We start from the raw sequence: 23096 nt of genomic DNA, 5'->3' as shown, positions 1-23096 counted from the left end.
TCAAATTACCCAGGTTAATCATACTAAAGCAGATATCCATGGTGCTCCAGAGCAAGATTTTGCCGCTAATCACTTATCGGTAGGTAGTAATCTACAGGTATCGGGTAATTTGGAAGTCAATTCTGGATTGCATACCATCGGTGCGGTGAGTGTAGATGGGAATTTAACTGTTAGTAATGGGATCACCACCAATGAACTCAGTGTGATAGATAGTGTGACCACACCGTTAACCATTAATAATACCCTAACTGTTAATAGTGCGATCGCGACCAATCAATTAAGTGTTACTGGGAGTGTAACAGGGTCATTAACTATTGATCATGATTTGACCATAAATCGCCATGTTGGCATCGGCACCACCAACCCAACACAGGCTCTAGACATGGGAGGAAGGAAGAAGAATATTAAATTTGACTATGCACATATTGGGGAAACAGGTAGCGGAGCAGCAACCATAATCGCCAATAAAGCTCGTGTGAGCGAAACTGAGGATAATCGTGTTGATTATTCTCACAGCAACCCAGATGGTGTTAGTGCCATCGAACTTCTATATACCTATGGAATTTCATTTTTCACCAAACCCACTGATAGTGGCAGTCCTACCGTAGAGGGAGAGCAATTTTTCTCCTATAGAGATAGAACCTATGAACGTATGCGAATCTCTTCCAATGGAAACGTCGGCATCAACACAACAAAACCTCAACATCTTTTACATCTAAACGGTCGTGCTTACTGTGATGGTGAAAAATGGCAAGATGCTTCTAGTTTAGAGTACAAGCAAGATATCAAGCACCTCACTCTAAATCAGGCTCTCGATACACTTACTGAACTCAACCCCGTCACTTTTCAGTATAAGGGAGAAAAAAATGAACAACACGTTGGTTTCATTGCAGAAGAAGTGCCTGAACTAGTGGCATCAAGCGATAGAAAAGGACTGAGTTCTATGGATATCGTTGGCATACTGACTAAAGTAGTACAGCATCAACAGACAGAGATAGAAAAGTTGAAGCTCTTAGCTAAACTAAGCCTTGAAGAAAAACTTGATGATCAGGAGAAATAATTATGTCTGTTGAAGCTAAAGATGGTCTTCGCTTTATCCTAACTCCAAGGAACAGCTTAGACGATCCGTTCGAGAGTCAAACTGAATGGCCACGACTTTCTTGTCCCCAAGCCAATCAACTCGCTCTCGAATTTGGAGATTTAAGAGTTGATCGTAATTTACAGATATCCGGGAATTTGGCAGTAGGGGGATTATCTATCAACGAATTTTCCAGGGATGGAAATCTGGCAGGTAACAGCAATTTAGCGATTCCCACTGAACAAGCAGTTAAAACCTACATCGATAATCAAATTACCCAGGTTAATCATACTAAAGCAGATATCCATGGTGCTCCAGAGCAAGATTTTGCCGCTAATCACTTATCGGTAGGTAGTAATCTACAGGTATCGGGTAATTTGGAAGTCAATTCTGGATTGCATACCATCGGTGCGGTGAGTGTAGATGGGAATTTAACTGTTAGTAATGGGATCACCACCAATGAACTCAGTGTGATAGATAGTGTGACCACACCGTTAACCATTAATAATACCCTAACTGTTAATAGTGCGATCGCGACCAATCAATTAAGTGTTACTGGGAGTGTAACAGGGTCATTAACTATTGATCATGATTTGACCATAAATCGCCATGTTGGCATCGGCACCACCAACCCAACACAGGCTCTAGACATGGGAGGAAGGAAGAAGAATATTAAATTTGACTATGCACATATTGGGGAAACAGGTAGCGGAGCAGCAACCATAATCGCCAATAAAGCTCGTGTGAGCGAAACTGAGGATAATCGTGTTGATTATTCTCACAGCAACCCAGATGGTGTTAGTGCCATCGAACTTCTATATACCTATGGAATTTCATTTTTCACCAAACCCACTGATAGTGGCAGTCCTACCGTAGAGGGAGAGCAATTTTTCTCCTATAGAGATAGAACCTATGAACGTATGCGAATCTCTTCCAATGGAAACGTCGGCATCAACACAACAAAACCTCAACATCTTTTACATCTAAACGGTCGTGCTTACTGTGATGGTGAAAAATGGCAAGATGCTTCTAGTTTAGAGTACAAGCAAGATATCAAGCACCTCACTCTAAATCAGGCTCTCGATACACTTACTGAACTCAACCCCGTCACTTTTCAGTATAAGGGAGAAAAAAATGAACAACACGTTGGTTTCATTGCAGAAGAAGTGCCTGAACTAGTGGCATCAAGCGATAGAAAAGGACTGAGTTCTATGGATATCGTTGGCATACTGACTAAAGTAGTACAGCATCAACAGACAGAGATAGAAAAGTTGAAGCTCTTAGCTAAACTAAGCCTTGAAGAAAAACTTGATGATCAGGAGAAATAATTATGTCTGTTGAAGCTAAAGATGGTCTTCGCTTTATCCGAACTCCAAGCAACAGCTTAGACGATTCGTTCGAGAATCAAACTGAATGGCCACGACTTTCTTGTCCCCAAGCCAATCAACTCGCTCTCGAATTTGGAGATTTAAGAGTTGATCGTAATTTACAGATATCCGGGGATTTGGCAGTAGGGGGATTATCCATCAACGAATTTTCCAGGGATGGAAATCTGGCAGGTAACAGCGATTTAGCGATTCCCACTGAACAAGCAGTTAAAACCTACATCGATAATCAAATTACCCAGGTTAATCATACTAAAGCAGCTCTCAATGGTGCTGTAGAGCAAGATTTTGCTGCTAATCACTTATCAGTAAGTAGTAATCTACAGGTATCGGGTAATTTGGAAGTCAATTCTGGATTGCATACCACCGGTGCAGTGAGCATAGATGGGAATTTAACTGTTAGCAATGGGATCACCACCAATGAACTCAGTGTGATAGATAGTGTGACCACGCCGTTAACCATTAATAATACCCTAACTGTTAATAGTGCGATCGCAGCTAGCTCATTGAGGGTAACTGAGACAGTTACAGCAGGGAAATTTCATGGAGATGGTTCAATGTTAACAGGGATTACGAAATGGTCTTTAGCATATGCTCATGATAAGACTGGACAGAAAATTGCTGGAGATATTAACAGTCTGATTGAGGCAATTGAGGGTGGACACTCCGTTAGAGTTTTAATGGAAGGAAACGATCTACAATATGTTACTGATGCTGAAAATTTGTGGATTAAAAATGGTATTGTATACGCTCAAAATACATCCCACGTCAGTGTGACTTTTCAAGGAGATGTTCTGAAGTTTAAGGATGATTCCTATTGGTGGATGGTGATTGTGAGTACCAAAGGCGATCGCGATATGATTCGTTGGAATGTTGGAGAGCATAAGTCTCGGGGACATACACAAAATAAAGTCGCCATTAAGTGGTTTATTGGGTAAATATATTTTGAGCAAAACTTAGCTATGATCAGGAGAAATAATTATGTCTGTTGAAGCTAAAGATGGTCTTCGCTTTATCCGAACTCCAAGCAACAGCTTAGACGATTCGTTCGAGAATCAAACTGAATGGCCACGACTTTCTTGTCCCCAAGCCAATCAACTCGCTCTCGAATTTGGAGATTTAAGAGTTGATGGTAAAATTGGCATCGGAACCACCACACCCACCGAAAAACTAGAAGTAGCAGGTAAAATCAAGGCAACCGACTTGGAGGTGAGTAGTGCAATTACCACCAACCAATTAAGCGTTGCTGATAGTTTTGCAGGGTCACTAACCGTGGAGAAGGATTTGACAGTTAACCGTGTGATCGCGACCAATCAACTCAGTGTGACAGGTAGTGTGACCACGCCGTTAACCATTGATAATACCCTAACTGTTAACGGTGCGATCGCGACCAATCAACTTAGTGTGACAGATAGTGCGACTACTGGTTCACTAACGGTAAATGATAGCGTTGGCATTGGCACGACTACTCCCACAACACAGCTGGATGTTAGAGGATATCTCACCCTAGAAGTAAATGATAATCCTATAATATATACAGGGACAGGAACATCAGACTTAAACAGGTATCTGGGTCTGATAAATTCTCGTCAGCATCAAAGTGCTTCAGGATTAAAAGCAGGAAGCATTTTAGTTGCCGACGATTATCTTTATGCCAATCCCAGCAGGAATAATTTGATTGTAAAAGGCAACGTCGGCATTGGCACAACTAATCCTCGCGAAAAACTAGAAGTATTGGGCAGAGCAAGGATCACTGAAGGTAATCAATCAACTTTTGGTGGGCACCTTTATCTTTCTAAGCAAGATGGTCAACCAGGTCGTGGTCAGTGGCATATTAATATTGCACCTAATAATGCCCTAAATTTTGTTGAATCTGGTATTGCTGATTATCGCTTAGTAATTAAACACGGTGGTAACGTTGGCATCGGGACAAATGACCCAACCATTAAACTGGACGTTAGAGGAGGATGGATTGGCAGTGGTGATAGTTCACAAACTGTGGGTGGCTGGAGATTGGGAAGATGGCCTGCATACAATGCTAATAAATGGTTGTATTTGAGCAGAGCTGACACGACCGCTTATCAGGATTTAGCAGTTGGTGCTCTGTGGGCTGGTGGTGCGCGACGATTTGGCAGTGCTTCTGACCTGGCTGAAATGACACCTGTGAAGTCGGAGGATGGTCTCGAAGCTGGCGATGTTGTTGTAATTGTTGAACCAGAAGATGATCGGGTGCTGCTGGGAAAAAGTAACAAGGCTTATGACTCTAAAGTTGCAGGTGTTGTTTCAGATGCAAAGAGCGCTGGTTTGATCATAGGAGGTTGTCATACGGAAGATATGACTCGCAATGATGTTAAGCCCATCGCGCTCGCAGGAAGGGTTTTAACAAAAGTTACCCTGGAAAATGGTTCGATCAAGGCTGGTGATTTTTTAACTACATCTTCCACGCTAGGTCACGCCATGAAGGCAGCTAAGCCGGGGTATGTCATAGGAAAAGCCCTTCAGTCCTTTAGTGGTGGCTCAGGTGGTGAAAGCACTGGAAAAATATGGATACTTGTGAACCTCAGCTGGTTTGGTGGTGAACCTTAGATCTGGGAATTCAATAGCGATCGCTTCTAACTTGAGTTAAAGAAAAAGATTGAAACTAAACATAAAAAAATAATTGCTTTCTAGGTGAACCATATGGGTAATCAACGGGCAAGCCAAACCAAAAACAATCAAACAACCCCAACGGGGAAAACCGTTCAAGCCAAGCCAACCCCCTTGGCTACCCATAGTCCGGTTCACCCCCTCCTGAAACTACAACGCACCATCGGTAACCAAGCCGTCAATCGTCTCATCCAGACAAAAATGCAAGTGGGGGAACCAGATGATGTGTACGAGAAGGAAGCAGACAGTGTTGCAGCCCAAGTAATGCGGATGTCAGCACCCTCAGTGCAAAATCAAACAGAGGAAGAGGAAATACAAACTAAACCGATCGGGCTACAGTTACAATCCGACGAAGAGGAAATACAAACTAAGCCGATCGGGCTACAGTTACAATCCGAGGAAGAGGACATTCAAACTAAGCCCATAGCCCTACAGTTACAATCCGAGGAAGAGGAAATACAAACCAAAGCAAATCCTGGTCAAACCCCAGCAGTATCCCCTAATTTAGAAACCAAAATCCAATCCCGACGGGGTACGGGTCAACCTCTGCCAGCATCTACCCGTGCTTTCATGGAACCCAGATTTGGGGCTAACTTTAGTGGCGTGCGGGTGCATACTGACTCTAGTGCTTCACAGATGAATAAGGAGTTGGGAGCCCAAGCCTTTACCCATGGTAGGGATATTTTCTATGGTGCGGGGAAGTCTCCTGGTAAGAATAGTTTGACGGCCCATGAGTTGACCCATACCATACAGCAGACCGGGGGAATTCAAGCGAAGGTAATTGATCAACAGGCCAAGAAGACAAATAAATTCGAAAATAAGACTGGGTTTGCTGTTCCGATCAAGGATAGTCCGGGGAATGGGGTCAATCAAGAATCTCAGACTATTGTCAAGGATACTGATATAAAACCAGAAGTCGAGGGGGAAAATACAGTTAACACAGAGGTAGTTGCACCTCAAGAGACTGCTGCTCCTAAGGCTGAAACAGCCCCAAAGCCGGAAACAAATGCCACATCGGTTAGTTCTGGAGAAACTCCAGGGAAAAACCAGGAGGCAATGGCTCCAGAAGCAGCTAATCAAGGGATTAAAGCTGAGGTAAATCAAGAAACCACCGCAACAGCTGCTGAAGCCACACCCCAAGAAACTACTGCTGCTTCCCCAGAGTCAGATCCAGATTTTAAAGCAGTGGTTGCTAAAGCTAAGGGAGTTGCCAATAAGCAAAAACAACACGCCCCAGCTAGTACAAAAGCTAAACAAGCCCAAGCTGCAGCGGTAAGTCCTGCCAAGGAAATAGAAAGCAAAGCCCAGGCCAATCAAGTGGGTGAGATGGCACAAGCTCCCACTCCTGGTTTTAATGCTGCTGCTTTCAAGGCTAAATTAATGGAGCGCATCAAGTCAGCAGCTCCGAAAACTCTTGAGGAGGCGGATGAGTTTAAGGATAGTAACAAACTGGCTTCTGTCAAGAGCCAGATGCAAAATACCGTTAAACAAGAGCAAACTGCATCTCAAGCACCCTTAGAACAGAAGGCGAAACAAGCACCGGATACCAGCAGTATTAAACCGAAATCAGTCACTCCCCTACCTGCCAATGAAGCGGGAGCAGTAACCAAAAATATTGGTGCTGACAAAGCTATTCCTAAAGCCAAGGGACAAGGTGAAGTGGAGGCACCGCTACAAGAAAGTAGCCAAAAACTTGACCAACAGATGGCTGACGCTGATGTTACCACGGAACAGTTAGCCAATTCCAATCAACCCCAATTCCAAACGGCTTTAGCAGCAAAACAAGAGGCTCAAACTAATGCCAGCCAAGCACCCCAAGCCTATCGTCAGTTTGAACAAGACCAGTTAACCCAAGCCCAAGGGGAAGCAGCAACCACAGCCGGGCAACAACTGCAAGGAATGCATGGCTCCCGCGCTCAGTTATTAGCTCAGGTTACCAATCAGCAAATTCAAGCTAAGGGTAAGGATGAGCAAGAACGAGCTAAGGTTGCTGGGGATATTCAAAAGATTTACAACCAAACTAAAACTAAGGTTGAGGACATTCTCAATGGCTTAGATGGTAAGGTTAATCAAGAATTTGACGCTGGTGCCAATCAAGCCACCAAAGCCTTCGAGAACTACGTTGATGAAAAAATGAGGGCTTACAAAGATGAGCGTTATAGTGGTATTACTGGTGCAGGACGCTGGCTTAGAGATAAATTCCTCGGTTTACCCTCAGAGGTGAATGTTTTTTATGAACAGGGACGACAACTTTACCTGGCAAAAATGGATGTTGTCCTCGATAAAATTGTCAATATTATTGCTACTGCCTTAACCGATGCTAAAGCAGAAATTGCTAAGGGTAGGCAGGAAATTAAAGACTATGTAGCTCAATTACCCGAAAACCTGAAAACTTTAGGTCAACAAGCCGCCACAGATATTCAAAGTCAATTCGACGAGTTAGAACAAAGCGTTGACAGCAAACAAGATCAGCTAATTAATACTCTGGCGCAGAACTATAACGAAAAGCTGCAAGCCGTTGATGCCCGCATCGATGAGATGAAGGCTGCTAACCAAGGGTTAGTTGATCAAGCAGCCAATGCCATAACTGGAGTCATCGATACCATTAAAAAACTCAAAGACATGTTGCTGAGTGTCTTGAGTAAAGCGTCTGATGTAATTGGCACCATTATTAAAGACCCCATCGGCTTCCTAGGCAATTTAATTAGTGGTATTAAACAAGGCTTTGAGAATTTTGTCGCTAACATTGGGCAACATCTACAAGCCGGTTTAATTGGCTGGTTAACTGGAGCCCTGGGACCTATGGGTATTCAAATACCTGATGACATCTTTAGCTTACCGGGAATATTCAGCTTAGTAACCCAAGTGTTGGGCTTGACATTTACTTACATTCGTGGTAAAGCAGTCAAACTATTTGGGGAACCAGTAGTAGCTGGGATGGAGAAAAGCGTGGAAATATTCCAGGTATTACGCGATCGCGGACCGATGGGACTGTGGGAACATGTTAAGGAACAGTTCAACGACCTGAAACAAACAGTCATCGAAGAAATCAAGAGCATGGTCGTTACCCAGGTGATCACCGCCGGGGTGAAGTGGGTTCTGAGCTTGTTAAATCCCGCATCAGCCTTTGTCAAAGCCGCCATGGCAATCTATGATATAATCATGTTCTTTGTCAATCGCGGTAGTCAGGTGCTGGAATTGGTAAATGCTGTGGTGGATGCCGTGAGTGCGATCGCATCTGGTGCAGTTGGTGGTGCAGCGAAGTTGGTAGAGAATGCTTTAGCGAAAGCTGTACCTGTGGTAATAGGGTTCTTGGCTTCCTTGTTGGGTATTGGTGGTTTGGCGAAGAAGGTTGAGAATATTATTGGTAAGATTCGCGAGCGGATTGATCAGGCGATTGATAAGGTGTTGTTGAAGGCGAGGGGGTTGTTTAATGGGAAGAAGGGTAAGGGGAGTAAGAATGAGCAAAGTAAAGAAAAAGTAGTTGAAGCCGGACTTAGAGACTTACATGTTGAAGAGAATAAATATTTAAAGAACAATAAAATAACTAAAGCTAATGCAATGAAAGCTGCCAAGATTACAAAGAATAAACATCCTATATTCAGCTCTATCACAGTTATTGATGGGGGAAAAGATTGGGATTATGATTATACAATTCGAAGAAGTAAAAGAGAAGATGGCAAAAAAAAAGCGGAAAGAGATAGAAAACATTCAAATCAGACTTGTGAAGATGAAGTCCTTGAGAGACTCCAAGAGGAAAAAGATGCAATTTGTGGTTCTATACCACTGCCTAAGTGTAAGCCAGCTTTGGATAAGCTAAAAGCAGGGAAAAAACTCAAAGGAAGATCAGTCAAAGGAATGACGAAAAACCATGTTATTAACAGAATTATAATTATACAAGAATGTATTGATAAAAGACAACAAATACAAGATGAATGCTTTGGTGGAAAACCGGATCAAAGACATGAAGATGCTATCAATCAAATGAAGAATGCACTGGAAAACTGCCAAGAGCTATTAGACAATTATGGAGATTATATATAGAGAATATTTTTAGCTCAAGCCTTGAACGTTACTATTAATCTCAAGTATTGAGTTTACAGTAGTTTATCATAATGTTATTTTGGTTAATTAAAATGAACAATCAAGATATTTTTGATATAATTCGAGACCATGATGATAGTAATCTTGCGAAAATGATTGAACAAGGCCTCGACGTTAATTTTTACATGCCTAATCCCCCTTTCTGGACTCCCTTACAAGAAGCGATAGATGAAGTGGATTATGGAGGAAAAATAGAAATTGTAAAACTTTTGATAAAAGCCGGAGCTGATGTCAATGCTTGGAATCTAGACCGGGATTCTCATCCATTACTCATGGCTATGTGGGGCGGCCACAAAGATATAGTAAGCTTACTATTGAAAGCGGGAGCTAATCCTAATGTCAAGGATAATGAAGGCAATTCTCCTCTGAGATGGAGTGTAGAGGAAGAAAATATAGAAATGGTTCAACTGCTCCTTAATCACGGAGCAAAAGACACAATCAATGAAGCTGGCGGATTTAGTGGAATGAATGCATTAGGGATCGCGGTAAGTAAGCTGAATATTCCGATAATTAAAACGCTTCTCGATCGAGATGCCGATCCCGAAGTAATTGATAACGATTACCGAAAACCAATAGAAAGGCTGCCGAAGAATGCAGACACTGAGATAAAAGAGAAAATCACAAGATTATTGGTGCGTTACGGCGCAAAAGAGCCAAATGTCTCTTACCTCAAGCAAACAATCCCATGACACACTCTAGACATACCTCATAGTATGGTGGTAGGCGTTCAGCTTAGTGCGATCGCGAAGCGTAGCCCTTTGGGCTAATCGCTGATCTTGCTTTGGTGCGCCCTTCGACAGCGTAACGCACCAAAGCAATCGAATCGATAACGGTACTAACGCCCGCAAAATAGCAAAATGTTCCTTATATTGACCAAACAAGTGCCTGAAGCACCCTACTCATCACTATGGTTTCCCTTTGCTAGCGTAAGCATCCCGCTCACTATTGAAGGATAAATGAAAATTACTCATATATAGCGCTACGCGCCAGGCAAGAGGCAAGAGGCAAAAGTTGACTACAACAGCTTTTGAGCATGTATCAATGTCCTAAATTTAATGGGTAGTGCTATACCAAAGGGAACAGGGAACAGGGAACAGGGAACAGGGAACAGGGAGTAGGGAGTAGGGAAAAGGGAACAAAAATTCTCACAATTCATTTAGGATTGGTATATATAATCCTGTTGAAGAGGTAATCATCCAATGGAAAAACTAGAAAAGTACCGATTATTCATCCGCCAGCTATTAACTAATCATGCCACCTTAGAAGCGAATAATCCAAATTCAGAGATTGAGTGTCAACTTATTTTTGACACAGAACATGACCATTATCAACTTCTAGATATCGGCTGGGATGGACTCAAACGAGTTTACAACTGTTTCATCCATTTAGATATCAAAGATGGTAAAGTTTGGATTCAGCGAAATATGACAGAAGCTGATTTGGCGCAATATTTGGTGGACATGGGTATACCAAAAGAGGACATTCTTCTCGGTTTACATCCCAGTTATAAACGTCCTTACACAGGCTACGGAGTGGCTTAGTAGTGGATTAATTGACAATAAAATATAACAAAACATCACTCATAATGATACCGACAAGCCAGAAAATCAATCTGACTACTTCCCACCCGATAAACCAGCCGATGTTCCAAATCAATGCGGCGTGACCAAATATCTGCATCCATATACTTTAATGGTTCTGGTTTACCAATGCCCTCAAATGGATTGATTGTCCATTACAGCAGTAACCAAATCCAAAATTTTCGACGCCACTTTAAAATCATGCTTGAACCACCAAGCCAAATCTTCCTTAAACCTAGAACTAAAACCAGGACTGCGATTAACCACAACTGGCTTTACTTGATCCAATTCAGCCTTTTTCTTCTTCTTCTTGCTCAATTCCCAACTCAGAGTAAAGTTCTTCAATGGTTTGAGGTTTTATTTTTCCAGTCTTAGACTCCTCAATTGCATCCAGCAGGCGAATTGCATTGCTAGGGGTTCTTAACAGATAAACCGTCTCTACTAAACTCCTCAAATCCGATTCTGTAATCAAAGCAACATTCTCACCATCACGACGATTGATGATATATACCTGATTATTTTGTGCAACTATATCCAACAACTTAAATAAGTTATTTTTAGCATCATTTTGAGATGTAATCTCGTAATCAAACATCAGTTTATGTACAGATTTACGTACATATATTATATCACTTATTCCAAATCAAGCAACGTAAGCATTCAGCCATCAGCCGTCAGCCGTCAGCCGTCAGCTTATTGTATTCAAAAGCTGATAGCTGATACGCGACACGCTGATAGCTGATACGCGACACGCTGATAGCTGATACGCGACACGCTGATAGCTGAAGACTTACCTAGCAACAGATGCTTTCCTTGAAACCAAAACCTGATCTGACTTTATGAATTGTAAATTGTTATGAGTAATCATACTGAAAATTTACCTTTAGACAAAGAGTTAACCTTAAGCGACTCCTGCAATCCCTTAACCATTTCCACAACTTCAGGTGCGACCCGTGGCGAATTTAATTCTTAATGGTAAGAGCGCACCTACCTATCCCTCAGCAAACAAAGTGCAACGCTAAGCAATTGCAAATTCAGTGCGATCGCCCCTAGGTTGGGTTGAGCGAATAAATATTTTTGAGAAAACCTATCGATTTGATAGCAGAGCGGAACCCAACATCATCTCTTATTTTACCTGAATTTGTTGGGTTTCGTTGCCTCAACCCAACCTACAATACTACAATACATTCCCAAAATGAAGAAACAACAAGGCAATGTTTCAACAAACCCTACTTACCAGTGCGATCGCATAATCTTGTAGGTTGGGTAAAGCTTTCGCGAAACCCAACAGGGAGAATTGGTGTTGGGTTTCACTTTTGGTGGCTTTCGATCAATTTTTCAGGTGTTTGATCAACGCTTTGCCACAATTATTGTGATAAATTAGGAGGTTGTACTCGATAAACTCGAATAAGTTTACCTGCGAGAGTTTCTAATCCATTTATCGCCTGATCAATATTCATTACCATTCTCTGGCGTTCGCCATCATCTACGCAAGCAATAATTCCGCAATGTTCCTGATTTAAACGATGTAAACGAAAGAAATCACGGCGATTTAAAGTTAATACTGCGCGATTTTGGTTCACAGCAAAAGCTAATACTGCTTCATCGGATAAACCCTGATTACCAGCTTCTTGGACTGTTAAAACATCATGTTCTAAAGAACGAAGTAATTCTACTACTTGTCTAGGAAACTGCTCATCAGCATATAAACGAACCATCATTAATCTGCCTCATTTTCTTGGATTGCAGTGGCAACTTCCTCAGGATTAACTTGGGCATAGATCCAAGCATTCGCTAAATCAATTGCTGTTAATGTAGGATAGTCATAGAGTAGTTGAGACTCGCTAATGCCTAGATTACGGGCATTTACCAATACCCAAACAGGAATACGAGTTCCAGCAATACAAGCATCACCACCACAAACGTTTCTGGTTTTGGTTATTCCACGCCAGTTTTGGTTCAAACTATGGGCTAAAAGGTGAATTGCTTCTGTTTTATCTGTGGGAGATAGAGCAAGTAATTGGGTTTCTAGTTGTTTGATAGTCATAGATATTACTTAGGGTTTGCTGAAAAAGTCTTTTGGTATGGGTAGGAGTCAGGAGTTAGGAGAAATGGGAATTATACAGGAGGTAGTCGGAATAATTGTCCCTTGATTTTTCATCCGCTTCGCTAACAGCAATCTCTAGTTGTCGGAAAATTTGTTGGTTTTTAACTTCTTGAGAATAGTCGCAACCTCGTAGAGCTTATTTTGCCGAGACAATAATGAAAACGCATCAGAAAAATCGTATACTTTATCCTTCAACTTGCAGAAGATAAAATCGCTGCCATTTGTTACCATTCCAAAGCTTGGTTTTCGTGGTGCAGCACTCATATAGGCTAAACACTGTGGTAAAGCAATATCCGCCGCAAACTTAGATCGTTTAGCTTCTACAGTCAGTATCCAAACAAGATCGCGAATCACCAATACATCTATCCGACCTCGATAAACTTCATTGTGTTCTTCCACCTCCAGACTGATAGGAACCTCAGATTGTACGAAAAACGGAGGCTCATGAAATTCTAACCGTTCCAGCAGTGGTGCAACAATAGATAAAAGCACCGTTCCTTCAGTTAAGAGACCAGCATTGTAGTAATTATGATATCGCTGCCGGAGACGGTCCAGAAAAGATTTATCATCATCTAATATCTCAATAGAGGATACCTGCCATTCTGAAAAAAACGATTCATCAGTGGCGCGACATAACCCCAAGCGCTCATGTAATGCTTGAAAGCTTGAAATCGTTTTCTCGATTGCCAGTAGTCTACTCATACAGAGCGATTGCTATGGAATTTATTCATTGTAGCTTTTTATGATGAGGCATTCCTATGGGAATTTCTTCCGGAGGAACTCCCATACGCCAGGTTTCAACAACTGCCCTCACAGGAGTTCGAGTCCCCTTAATGATCGGTTCATTATTGAGAATCTGGTCATCTCGAACAAAGTACAGGTAATCAGTAACCTGAACCATAAACACAAAAGAAACCGTACTATTTTCCTTAAGCCTAGCCCTTCCAAAGCAAACACTATCCAACCCCATACCCAGTATGTTCACGAATCTCGGGGGGATGAAAAGCAAGAACAATCCTATCGTTCGGTACTCCTGAAGTAACTAATTCATCCGTGATACCATCTTCAATACCGTCGTAGTGAATCCAGATTTTACCATCGCGGATTTGAGCATGAACAATCGTACCATAGTAAGCATTCAGCGGTCAGCGGTCAGCGGTCAGCCGTCTGCTTTGTGGCACAGGCTTTGGCCTTGGCCAAAAGGCCACGCGGGGCGCGTTTGGCCACGCTGTGCGAACGACGCTGGGACTTTTGTGACTATTAAACAAATGGTTACCTGTTTTATTCAAAAGCTGAGAGCTAATAGCTGATAGCTATCAGCTAATCACTGAGAGCTGATAGCTGATAGCTGATAGCTGATAGCTTACGTACCATATACACGGCGATGATTTTCCCAGTCTTCATGGAGCAGCAGAAAATAATTGCGATCGCTCTTAGCGGAAGCTGAGGCCTTTGGCCACGCTTCGCGAACGCTTCATCGCGTAGCGTGACCTACGGTCAATCGCTAACCTGACCCAGAATAACTCAAAACTCTAAAGGAAGTCCATTATTGTATAATGGTTTTGTATCAAGATTTGCATAGATTTCCCGTCATAGCCAGCGAATGAGAGACGTATTTCATAATGCTGTAAGGCACGGACTAGAAAAAGAGGGCTGGACAATTACCGATGATCCTCTCAGGATTCGGTCTGGCCGAGTTGATATGCAAATAGATTTGGGAGCTGAGAGGTTACTTGCAGCAACAAAAGGAAATGAAAAAATTGCTGTTGAGATAAAAAGCTTCACCAATCCATCTAATATTTCTGAGTTCCACACTGCTCTGGGGCAATTTTTAAATTACCAAGTTGCTTTAGAACAAGAGAAACCTGAGTTCAAACTGTTTTTGGCAATACCTGTTGGGGCATTAAGGACTTTCTTTAGTCTACCATTTGTGCAAACAGTAGTTAAGCGTTTTCAGCTCAGTCTCTTGGTTTATGATCCATCTGAAGAGGTGATTTTAGAATGGAAAAAATAATCCAGTATCGCCAATACATTAAACAACTTCTGAGTGATTATGCCAGTAAAAGTCCATCTGATGAAGATGTTGAAGCTGCCTTAATTTTTGACTCAGACCACGACCATTACCAAGTTGTCTATACCGGTTGGAAGAATCGCCAACCAATGTATGGTTGTGTTCTACATATGAGTATCAAGAATAGGAAAATTTGGATACATCATGATGGAACTGAAATTGGTTTTGCCAACGAACTTGTCAAATTGGGAGTACCAAAGACTGATATTGTACTAGCATTTCAAGAACCTGCTGTACGTCAATATACTGACTTTGCAGTGAATTAGATTCAGATAACGATGCTAAACCCTATGCAACCCCATACCCAGTATGTTCACGAATCTCGGGGGGATGAAAAGCAAGAACAATCCTATCCTTCGGTACTCCTGAAGCAACCAATTCATCCGTGATACCATCTTCAATACCGTCGTAGTGAATCCAAATTTTACCATCGCGGATTGAACCATGAACAATGGTACCATATACACGGCGATGATTTTCCCAGCCTTCATCGAGCAGCATAAAATGATTGCGTTCGCCACTGATAATTACAGAGGTTGTCACATCACCATAGCGGTAAGGAAGATTGGCGTAATACTTTAAAATATTTTCTAGCGATGCAGCGCGGTCTTGGGGGTTTCCCCCATGAGCGACTGCATCAAGACAGGGTTTCACGCCATTGCTCTAAACGTTGATTGGTGGTTTCCATTCGATAATTTCCTCAATATTTACATCGAAAACAAGTAGGCGAAAACCAGGACTGGGATTAACAACAACTGGCTTTACTTTAATTTATCAAAAAAATGAATGATTATACTGAAAACTTCCCTTTAGACAAAGAGTTAACCTTAAGCGACTCCTCCAATCCCTTAACCATTCCCACAACTTCCCTATCCCTCACCAAACAAAACGACCAAATCATCGAATGTCGTCTTACCTTCCACGTAACCCCCGAACTTTACCACCGCATCGACACCGAAAAACTATTCAACCTCAAACCAGAAGTACGGGCACCCATGAGTGGTGGTAACTTTCTCCCCAGTGGTGACATCCAAATTGAAACCACTCTCCAACCGGATTTACTGCCACAGCTATTAGAAAACGCTTCCACCGCAGAAGAAGCTGCTAACTATCTGCTTCACCTTTGTCAACAACCCGAAAACCCCTTAACAAACAAACTACTCAACACCGAAAGCTGGCTATGCTTATCCGTAAAACAGCAACAACCCAACGGTGAAGTCGGTTATAACACCTTCTGGAACTACCTTAATCCTTCCACCATTAACCACCCAGAAGCTACCAGCGAAGAACTTTCCGCAGGAATTGTTAACTTTTTCCAAGAATGGACCCAAGCCAATTTAGCTGAAGCTACCCAAAACGCTACCTCTGAATTTCTTGAGGGAATAACCAGCATTTTCAACGAATTAGTTGATGAAAAATTCTCCGACACAGAAGAATATACCACCACAAACCAATCAATCTTTACCGCAATAGTTAACTTTTTTGAATCAGACGAATGGCAATTTGTCAATATACCAGAAACATCAGCCTTGCGTCTTTTATTCCGAGGGGAAAATGGACAATGGACTTGCTACGCCAAAGTCATAGAAGAACAAAGACAATTTGTATTTTATTCAGTTTGCCCCGTTAAGGCTCCAGAAAACAAGCGCCTACCCATTACAGAATTTATCACTCGCGCCAACTATGGCATGATTATGGGTAACTTTGAATTCGATTTAGACGATGGAGAAATCCGCTACAAAACCAGCATTGATGTACAAGACGAGAATCTTATTTTTGCTTTAATTAAACCAATAGTTTATGCTAACGTGATGACAATGGATGAATATTTACCGGGAATTATGGCAGTTATTGAATCAGAGGTGGAGGTGAAAGAAGCGATTTTGCGGATTGAGGGTTAAGACATATAGCAATTCTACGACTTGTGAGGTACAAATTTATGGGTTTTAGGGAGCAGGGAGCAGGGAGCAGGGAGCAGGGAAATTTTTAAAGCTGCTCCAGCAGCTAATTCATTCGCCACAGCTTGAGGGACAATAACGGAGCCATAAAGTTGTGGGAGTAAATCTAGTAAATTTGTTTGATAGAGATATTAGATTGGTTAGGTATAGTAATCCTAAATCAATTGAGAGAATGTTTGTTACCTGTTCCCTACTCCCTGCTCCCTGCTCCCTGCTCCCTGTTCCCTGTTCCCTGTTCCCTTTGCTATATCAGCAATCACATTAGGCATTCGCTAAATCCTCTGTTAATTCTGCTTCTGTTAATCTGAAAGTGTTGATACCATAGTCACTCAACTTAGATAAAAAAACTACTCGCTCAATACCAGCTAGTTGAGCAGCAGCACCAGAGTAAAGTTTACCTAATTCATAAAGTTTAATCGCAGCACTTAAACATAATTATTCTCCTAGTGTGGTGTTAGGTTTAAAGCCTGTGCGGTTTCTTCTGGAACAGATAGGGTAACTTGATACATAATCAACGGGAAAGCTACTTTGCTATAAATATAGCATTTATCAAATAGGTGAGGTACAGTGCGTACGCGAAGCGCTAGCTCTTTGGGCTAATCGCCGATATTGTAAAGTGCTTCGCGGTGAAATGTATTGAAAATCTAAAGTACTATTAACTTTAATAAGCATAACTTCGAGGTGCGCAATGGATCTACACAAATCTAAAACTATACTCTTGAGTAGCATACTCTTGGCATACTTGAGTCTCAATGCTTGTAACGAACAAGGGACACCGCCATCGGATACATCCACTTCCTCTCCATCTCCTATAACAGAAGTAGAAACATCCCCAACTCCTACCCAAACTCAAAATACCCCTAAGCAAAGAAACGTTAAGGTTTTTTTACCCAAGCAACCTCAAAGTAATGAGGATTTTAGGTATGTGGAACCTGTAGTCAGAAGCACCAATAGTCGTGCAGTGGCTACTTTTGCCATTGAACAGTTGATTATTGGTCCGACCACAGCAGAAACTAAAATTGGTTTCACCGAAGCACTAAAACTTAAAGGTAGCTCCAACTGTGGTAAAGATTTTACTCTCTCTATTGCAGCAGAAACCGCCACCCTCAAGTTTTGCCGTGCCATTCCTTCCCCTGGAGTAGGCTATGATGCTAGAGCTACCAGTGCTATTCAATCTACCCTCAAACAGTTCTCAACTATCAAATCGGTAGTTATCCTCAACAAAGACGGCAATTGTTTTGGGGACTTAAGTGGTGAAAACCTCTGTTTGAAGACTGGGAGCAAGAAACAACCGCTTTCTACTAAATCTAAAATAGCAATTAATGGCATTGGCCCCATCACCGTGGGCATGACGGTGAAAGAAGCCTCCCAAGCTGGGCAAGTTAAACTAGTGCAAGAAGTTAGTGGTGGAGAAGAGCATGGTTGCTTAATCTACAAGCCAGAAGGAATAGAAAATCTCTGGTTTATGGTGACAGAAGGAAAAATTACCAGGGTAGACACACGTTCTCCACAGATTAGCACAATTAGCGGGATAAAAGTGGGGGATAAGTTAGATAAAATTATGTCTTTGTATCGTAACAAAATAGAACTTGAACCCCATCAATATGTACCGGGTGGTAAATATGCAACCTTCGTACCAACAGATACTTCAGATAAAAATTATCGAGTGATTTTTGAAACCAATCCAGAGGGTAAGGTAACTAGTTTACGCGCTGGGAAACTACCGGAAGTGGCATATGTAGAAGGATGTGTTTAACTCAAGTTGGAAAGAAGTACTGCGCTCTAATGAAGGTGAGCTTCCCTTGGGAGAGCCAACCCAGAATCTAGAAAATCGGCTCTTCGGTACCGGTTATATCATGTCCGGTTGAATACTTACACAGATAGATTCTGATCAAACCAAAAAATCCTCGGATCTCTTTCCTTCTGTTCCCTGTTCCCAGATCCGCTGTTCGCTGTTACCTTCTCCTTATTTTCGATTCCCTATTACCTGGTAAACACGTCAGGAATTTTTATTTAATTCGAGATAATAACTTGACAAAAATATCCGTTGCGAAGTAATATCATTTTGGTTTCATCAGAAACAAACATTAGAGATAAGTTAGGTGAGGAAAATCTTAAAAGTTATCAAAAACGGCATGAACTTCAAATTCGCCCAAGCGTTGAAAGTGCTGTGCGCTTTGTTGGTAGCGGCACAACTGTTTTTAACTAGCGCCCCCCCTGCGATCGCACAACCCATTGGCCCTTGTGTACTAGATCCGGCTGATATTGGTGTGCCCTGTACTCGTGATATCAATCCCTGTGGCAATCCTAGCATTTGCCTCTGCCCGGATGGATATTCCTATGATCAATCTGTCGGCAAGTGCATGATCAAAGACATTTCTATGGCAGGCGGTCCTGGAAAACCTGTTGATAGCAAGTGTGCAATCCCACCGCAGGGTATTTGCACCCGAGACATCAATGCGTGTGGCTATCCGAGCATTTGCCAATGTCCTGGAGGAACCGAATACAGTGCGTTGACTGGTTCTTGTGAAGTACAGGTCGGATACTAGAACCTCACTCTGTTAGTAATTCTATCCAATCCCAGGTGATCACAAGTTAGATTCAGATCATAATTAACAGTTGAGGGTTCACTTTCAGCAGTGAACCCTCAACTGAACAGACTTAGCCAGTTTTGTCAACATTAATTAAGTCAGTAATTGTTAATTAAAATAAAAATCCTATTACCCTTGATTTTTAATTAACATTACCTCTATAATTTTTACGCCAGTTTCCTCTGATATCTCTAAAGCCTGAGAAAGCTCGTTCAAAAAGTCTTCTTCCTCATCGGTAATTTCTCCATCTGCTAAGATAATATCAGTGGCGATCGCAAAGGCTGTTCCTTGTAGCTCATAGGGGAGTGATTTCAGGGCTGCACTAAGAAGAGGATAAGAACCTTGTCGCTGCAGGAGCATCAAAATTCGTTCAAACATTCTTGCCATTACATCAGCTGAGTAGCTCCTAAACAGCTGCATTCGAGATAAGGCAGTAATAATGGCTTGTACTTCAGAATTAGTCGCGTATCCGTCAGCAGCAACAGCGATTAATGCGATCGCAGCAAATGCTTCAGCTGGTCCGAGTGTTGTCTGGCTGTGTTGACGACTAATTGAAATTTTATCAAACAGACCCATTTTTGTTGTCTCTTGGAAAAGTACCTTAGTTAATACCAAGATGACATTGGTGACCGCAAATGGAATTAGTGGAAATACTGAACTTGTGACTAGACTTTGCGAAAGTTTCCTATTCCACCTCAAGCAGGGCTATAGTTAATCTGGTTAATCTGACCAATAAACTAGAGTCAATCTCCATCAAGGATAATCACCCCTGTGGCACCAGTAACCCCCGACGTAAACCAGCGAGTTCAGGAACTGCGGCGACTGTTGCAAAACGCTAGTTATGCCTACTATGTCCTCGACAATCCCATCATGGCAGATGCCATCTACGATCAACTCTACCGGGAACTGCAAGAGCTGGAAACAGAGTATCCTCAGTTAATAACTTCTGATAGTCCAACCCAGCGGGTAGGAGAAAAACCAGCTACTGGTTTTGTTTCCGTGCGCCACAATATCCCTCTCTATAGTCTGGATAATGCCTTTAACCTTGAGGAATTTAAGCAATGGCAAGAACGATGGCAGCGTCATATTTATAGTGACATTTCCCAAAACTCAGGTCTCAATACTGAATACGTTTGTGAACTCAAAATTGACGGTTCAGCATTAGCACTGACCTATGAAAATGGGATTTTGCTCAGGGGAGTGACCAGGGGTGATGGGTCCACAGGAGAAGATATTACTCAGAATGTCCGTACTATTCGCTCCATTCCTTTGGGACTCAATCTAGAGGAAGTTAATCGAGACCAACATCTAGACCAACCCCCAGCTTTAGTAGAAGTGCGTGGTGAGGCATTCTTACCTCTGGATGTATTTGAGAGGATTAATCAGGAACGAGCACAAGCAGGTGAGCCATTATTTGCTAATCCTCGTAATGCCGCTGCTGGTACATTGCGACAATTAGAGCCCCGAATTGTTGCTCAACGAAAATTGGCTTTCTTTGCTTATACCTTACATATTCCGAATCAGGATAGTAGTGAGGAGTACACCATCCCAATGCCCAATTCCCAATGGGATGCTCTAGAGTTGCTGCAAAAGCTTGGTTTTCCGGTGAATCCCCATCGCAAATGTTGTACTTCCTTACAGGATGTTCAGGATTATTACAATGACTGGGATGCGAAACGGAAAGATTTACCCTACCTGACCGATGGGGTAGTGGTGAAAATTAATGCTTTCCCGATACAAAAACAATTGGGGTTTACCCAGAAGTTTCCTCGTTGGGCGATTGCTCTGAAATATCCGGCTGAAGAAGCTCCCAGTCGTGTGGAAGCAATTACAGTTAATGTGGGACGCACCGGAGCAGTGACACCCTTGGCTATTTTACAACCAGTGCAATTGGCAGGCACAACAGTACAACGGGCTGCCCTACACAATGGTGATTATGTTGCCCAATTAGATTTGCGAGTTGGGGATACGGTGATTGTACGGAAAGCGGGGGAGATTATCCCGGAGGTGGTACGTGTCTTACCAGAGTTACGTCCTGATCATGCTAAACCCTTCGAGATGCCTACCCATTGCCCTGTTTGTAATCAACCCTTGGTGCGCCCTAAAGGTGAAGCAGTAACTCGCTGTATTAATTCATCTTGTCCTGCTATTGTTAAGGGCACTCTCACCCACTGGGCAAGTCGTAATGCTCTTGATATTAATGGTTTGGGGGAAAAGATTGTAGAACAATTGGTAGACCAAGGCTTAGTGACATCGGTTGCTGACCTTTATGATTTAACCCTAGAGCAGTTGGTGTCATTGGAGCGTATGGGGAATAAGTTAGCCCAGAAGTTGCTAAATGCGATCGCAAAATCCAAAACCCAACCTTGGTCACGAGTCCTTTATGGGTTAGGGATTCGTCATGTGGGTAGTGTCAATGCTCAAACCCTTGCCCAGACTTTTCCTAGCATTGAGCAGTTGGCTCAAGCAACCGTCACTGATATTGAGGGAATCTACGGCATTGGACCAGAAATTGCTCAGTCTGTCTGGGGTTGGTTTCAGATTTCCAGTAACCAAACCTTGATTGCTCGATTGCGAGAAGCGGGTTTACAGTTAGAAGCCTCATCTAAAACTATAACGCTAGATAAAAACCAACCCTTAACTGGAAAAACCTTTGTGATTACTGGCACCTTGCCTACCCTGAAGCGTAGTGAAGCGAAAGACTTGATTCAAAACGCTGGTGGTAAGGTTACTAGTTCCGTTAGTGCCAAAACTGATTATTTGGTGGTTGGGAAAGATGCTGGTTCTAAGTTAGAAAAGGCTAAAGCATTAAGAATTACCCAATTAACTGAATCCCAGTTGTTGGACTTACTGTAAGTTGTTAACGTATCTCACACCAATCTACTTTACCGATTCCCGATTCCCGATTCCCGATTCCCGATTCCCGATTCCCGATTCCCGATTCCCTTACTGTGGTTGGTTAAACCGGTCAGGTGATGGCAAGTAAGTCAACCAAAAAACCCCGCGTCTCATGACCGGGGAGTGTTGACAGTGGATTGAAGGTTTAGCGGTACCGACGCTTGCGTCTGCGAGCGATCGCTTTGCGCTTTTTCTTTTCAATGGGAGTCTCAAAATGACGTAGACGCTTCATATCAGCAAAAATTCCAGCTTTAGATACTTGTCGCTTAAATCTACGCAGGGCTGACTCAATGCCTTCATTTTCACCGACAACCACTTGGGTCATACTAAATTAATCCTCCTAAATTTGAACAAAAAATTCTACCTATAGTATCATACAATTATACTATCTAGCAAGATTGGTGATAACAAGACGTCATAAGATATTACCAAAAATTTTGGGTAATCGCGCCCTGTCCTTATAGGACGGCTTTTATTTAAACTTTATCTTGACAGTTTGTGATAGGTGTGCTAAAAGAAAAATATAAAAGACTAGATAGATACTATCTAACCCTGACTGCCGGACACAAGTGCCTCAAAGCCTGATTATGCCTGGGTGATGGGATGCAGGTTTTGAGGGGAAGGTCTCAGACAACTGGTAGAAAAGAGCGATTGACCTTTGCTCACGCTACGGGAAGG

The 23096-nt window shown here is 42.3% G+C and carries 28 protein-coding genes; 16 read left to right on the top strand and 12 right to left on the bottom strand.

What is annotated here, in order from left to right; translation table 11 throughout:
* The 6 genes from F6J94_RS10340 to F6J94_RS10315 form a co-directional block, all read left to right on the top strand.
* Window positions 1-1060 (top strand): tail fiber domain-containing protein (locus F6J94_RS10340; RefSeq protein WP_293039609.1); only part of this gene is annotated, 1060 nt, incomplete at its 5' end.
* 2 nt (window positions 1061-1062) lie between these two features.
* Window positions 1063-2406 carry a tail fiber domain-containing protein gene (locus F6J94_RS10335; RefSeq protein ID WP_293039608.1) on the top strand — a complete coding sequence of 448 codons (1344 nt, stop codon included), beginning with the start codon at window positions 1063-1065 and terminating at the stop codon, window positions 2404-2406.
* A 2-nt stretch (window positions 2407-2408) separates the two neighbouring features.
* Window positions 2409-3401 carry a hypothetical protein gene (locus F6J94_RS10330; RefSeq protein ID WP_293039607.1) on the top strand — a complete coding sequence of 331 codons (993 nt, stop codon included), beginning with the start codon at window positions 2409-2411 and terminating at the stop codon, window positions 3399-3401.
* A gap of 43 nt (window positions 3402-3444) precedes the next feature.
* Window positions 3445-5049: a hypothetical protein gene (locus F6J94_RS10325; protein WP_293039606.1), complete on the top strand. Its 1605-nt coding sequence runs from the start codon at window positions 3445-3447 to the stop codon at window positions 5047-5049.
* A gap of 93 nt (window positions 5050-5142) precedes the next feature.
* Complete coding sequence (locus tag F6J94_RS10320; protein WP_293039605.1) at window positions 5143-9153, top strand: DUF4157 domain-containing protein; 4011 nt, start codon at window positions 5143-5145, stop codon at window positions 9151-9153.
* 92 nt (window positions 9154-9245) lie between these two features.
* Window positions 9246-9902, top strand: a complete 657-nt coding sequence (locus F6J94_RS10315) for an ankyrin repeat domain-containing protein (protein WP_293024472.1) — start codon at window positions 9246-9248, stop codon at window positions 9900-9902.
* Window positions 9903-10228: 326 nt separating this feature from the next.
* Here the strand turns inward: F6J94_RS10315 and F6J94_RS10310 are convergent, their stop codons facing one another.
* Complete coding sequence (locus tag F6J94_RS10310) at window positions 10229-10369, bottom strand: hypothetical protein (RefSeq protein WP_293039604.1); 141 nt, start codon at window positions 10367-10369, stop codon at window positions 10229-10231.
* Window positions 10370-10412: 43 nt separating this feature from the next.
* Between F6J94_RS10310 and F6J94_RS10305 the strand changes: the two genes are divergently transcribed.
* Window positions 10413-10754 (top strand): XisI protein, encoded by a 342-nt coding sequence (locus F6J94_RS10305; protein ID WP_293024468.1) that lies wholly within the window; start codon window positions 10413-10415, stop codon window positions 10752-10754.
* 35 nt (window positions 10755-10789) lie between these two features.
* Here F6J94_RS10305 and F6J94_RS10300 read toward each other — a convergent pair whose 3' ends face one another.
* The 7 genes from F6J94_RS10300 to F6J94_RS10270 form a co-directional block, all read right to left on the bottom strand.
* Window positions 10790-10897 (bottom strand): type II toxin-antitoxin system YoeB family toxin, encoded by a 108-nt coding sequence (locus F6J94_RS10300; protein WP_293024466.1) that lies wholly within the window; start codon window positions 10895-10897, stop codon window positions 10790-10792.
* Window positions 10898-11082: 185 nt separating this feature from the next.
* Window positions 11083-11388: a type II toxin-antitoxin system Phd/YefM family antitoxin gene (locus F6J94_RS10295; RefSeq protein WP_293024464.1), complete on the bottom strand. Its 306-nt coding sequence runs from the start codon at window positions 11386-11388 to the stop codon at window positions 11083-11085.
* Between the two features lie 772 nt (window positions 11389-12160).
* Window positions 12161-12511, bottom strand: coding sequence for a DUF5615 family PIN-like protein (locus tag F6J94_RS10290; protein WP_293039612.1), 351 nt, complete (start codon window positions 12509-12511; stop codon window positions 12161-12163).
* Between the two features lie 2 nt (window positions 12512-12513).
* Window positions 12514-12840, bottom strand: a complete 327-nt coding sequence (locus F6J94_RS10285; protein WP_293039603.1) for a DUF433 domain-containing protein — start codon at window positions 12838-12840, stop codon at window positions 12514-12516.
* 135 nt (window positions 12841-12975) lie between these two features.
* Window positions 12976-13602: a type I restriction endonuclease gene (locus tag F6J94_RS10280; RefSeq protein WP_293039602.1), complete on the bottom strand. Its 627-nt coding sequence runs from the start codon at window positions 13600-13602 to the stop codon at window positions 12976-12978.
* Between the two features lie 25 nt (window positions 13603-13627).
* A complete protein-coding gene (locus F6J94_RS10275; protein ID WP_293039601.1) occupies window positions 13628-13870 on the bottom strand; it encodes a DUF433 domain-containing protein in 243 nt (80 codons plus the stop codon).
* Window positions 13857-13985: an element excision factor XisI family protein gene (locus tag F6J94_RS10270; protein ID WP_364300717.1), complete on the bottom strand. Its 129-nt coding sequence runs from the start codon at window positions 13983-13985 to the stop codon at window positions 13857-13859. Before F6J94_RS10270 ends, F6J94_RS10275 begins: the two co-directional genes overlap by 14 nt.
* Window positions 13986-14012: 27 nt before the next feature.
* Between F6J94_RS10270 and F6J94_RS10265 the strand changes: the two genes are divergently transcribed.
* The 3 genes from F6J94_RS10265 (at window position 14013) to F6J94_RS10255 (ending at window position 15237) form a co-directional block, all read left to right on the top strand.
* Window positions 14013-14210: a hypothetical protein gene (locus tag F6J94_RS10265; RefSeq protein WP_293024454.1), complete on the top strand. Its 198-nt coding sequence runs from the start codon at window positions 14013-14015 to the stop codon at window positions 14208-14210.
* A gap of 293 nt (window positions 14211-14503) precedes the next feature.
* Entirely contained in the window at window positions 14504-14914 is a 411-nt protein-coding gene (locus F6J94_RS10260) for a XisH family protein (RefSeq protein ID WP_293024451.1), read from the top strand.
* Window positions 14902-15237: a XisI protein gene (locus F6J94_RS10255; RefSeq protein ID WP_293024449.1), complete on the top strand. Its 336-nt coding sequence runs from the start codon at window positions 14902-14904 to the stop codon at window positions 15235-15237. Before F6J94_RS10260 ends, F6J94_RS10255 begins: the two co-directional genes overlap by 13 nt.
* A gap of 22 nt (window positions 15238-15259) precedes the next feature.
* Here F6J94_RS10255 and F6J94_RS10250 read toward each other — a convergent pair whose 3' ends face one another.
* Window positions 15260-15625, bottom strand: a complete 366-nt coding sequence (locus F6J94_RS10250) for a XisI protein (protein ID WP_293039600.1) — start codon at window positions 15623-15625, stop codon at window positions 15260-15262.
* Window positions 15626-15753: 128 nt separating this feature from the next.
* Here F6J94_RS10250 and F6J94_RS10245 point away from each other — a divergent pair, with 128 nt between their 5' ends.
* Window positions 15754-16872, top strand: coding sequence for a YbjN domain-containing protein (locus tag F6J94_RS10245; RefSeq protein WP_293039599.1), 1119 nt, complete (start codon window positions 15754-15756; stop codon window positions 16870-16872).
* A 151-nt stretch (window positions 16873-17023) separates the two neighbouring features.
* Window positions 17024-17194 carry a hypothetical protein gene (locus F6J94_RS10240; RefSeq protein WP_293024443.1) on the top strand — a complete coding sequence of 57 codons (171 nt, stop codon included), beginning with the start codon at window positions 17024-17026 and terminating at the stop codon, window positions 17192-17194.
* Here the strand turns inward: F6J94_RS10240 and F6J94_RS10235 are convergent.
* Window positions 17191-17346 carry a UPF0175 family protein gene (locus F6J94_RS10235; RefSeq protein WP_293039611.1) on the bottom strand — a complete coding sequence of 52 codons (156 nt, stop codon included), beginning with the start codon at window positions 17344-17346 and terminating at the stop codon, window positions 17191-17193. The genes F6J94_RS10240 and F6J94_RS10235 overlap by 4 nt on opposite strands.
* Window positions 17347-17647: 301 nt before the next feature.
* Here F6J94_RS10235 and F6J94_RS10230 point away from each other — a divergent pair, with 301 nt between their 5' ends.
* Window positions 17648-18685 (top strand): hypothetical protein, encoded by a 1038-nt coding sequence (locus tag F6J94_RS10230; RefSeq protein ID WP_293039598.1) that lies wholly within the window; start codon window positions 17648-17650, stop codon window positions 18683-18685.
* A 346-nt stretch (window positions 18686-19031) separates the two neighbouring features.
* Complete coding sequence (locus tag F6J94_RS10225; protein WP_293039597.1) at window positions 19032-19478, top strand: hypothetical protein; 447 nt, start codon at window positions 19032-19034, stop codon at window positions 19476-19478.
* Window positions 19479-19649: 171 nt separating this feature from the next.
* Here F6J94_RS10225 and F6J94_RS10220 read toward each other — a convergent pair whose 3' ends face one another.
* A complete protein-coding gene (locus F6J94_RS10220) occupies window positions 19650-20096 on the bottom strand; it encodes a tellurite resistance TerB family protein (protein ID WP_293024436.1) in 447 nt (148 codons plus the stop codon).
* Between the two features lie 195 nt (window positions 20097-20291).
* On the opposite strand from F6J94_RS10220, the gene ligA reads away from it, so the two are divergent.
* Together ligA and F6J94_RS10210 are read left to right on the top strand one after the other, a co-directional pair.
* Entirely contained in the window at window positions 20292-22376 is a 2085-nt protein-coding gene (gene ligA / locus F6J94_RS10215; RefSeq protein WP_293039596.1) for an NAD-dependent DNA ligase LigA, read from the top strand.
* 1 nt (window position 22377) lies between these two features.
* Window positions 22378-22506, top strand: coding sequence for a hypothetical protein (locus tag F6J94_RS10210; protein WP_293039595.1), 129 nt, complete (start codon window positions 22378-22380; stop codon window positions 22504-22506).
* Between the two features lie 57 nt (window positions 22507-22563).
* On the opposite strand, the gene rpsU is transcribed toward F6J94_RS10210, so the two are convergent.
* The gene (gene rpsU, locus F6J94_RS10205; RefSeq protein WP_008186741.1) at window positions 22564-22743 is read right to left on the bottom strand and encodes a 30S ribosomal protein S21; all 180 of its coding nucleotides are present in this window, start codon (window positions 22741-22743) and stop codon (window positions 22564-22566) included.
* Between the last annotated feature and the right edge of the window lie 353 nt (window positions 22744-23096).

The organism is Moorena sp. SIO1F2 (assembly GCF_010672755.1).
In the GTDB taxonomy this organism is placed as follows: Bacteria; Cyanobacteriota; Cyanobacteriia; order Cyanobacteriales; family Coleofasciculaceae; genus Moorena.
This window is presented reverse-complemented; position numbering and strand designations above follow the sequence as displayed.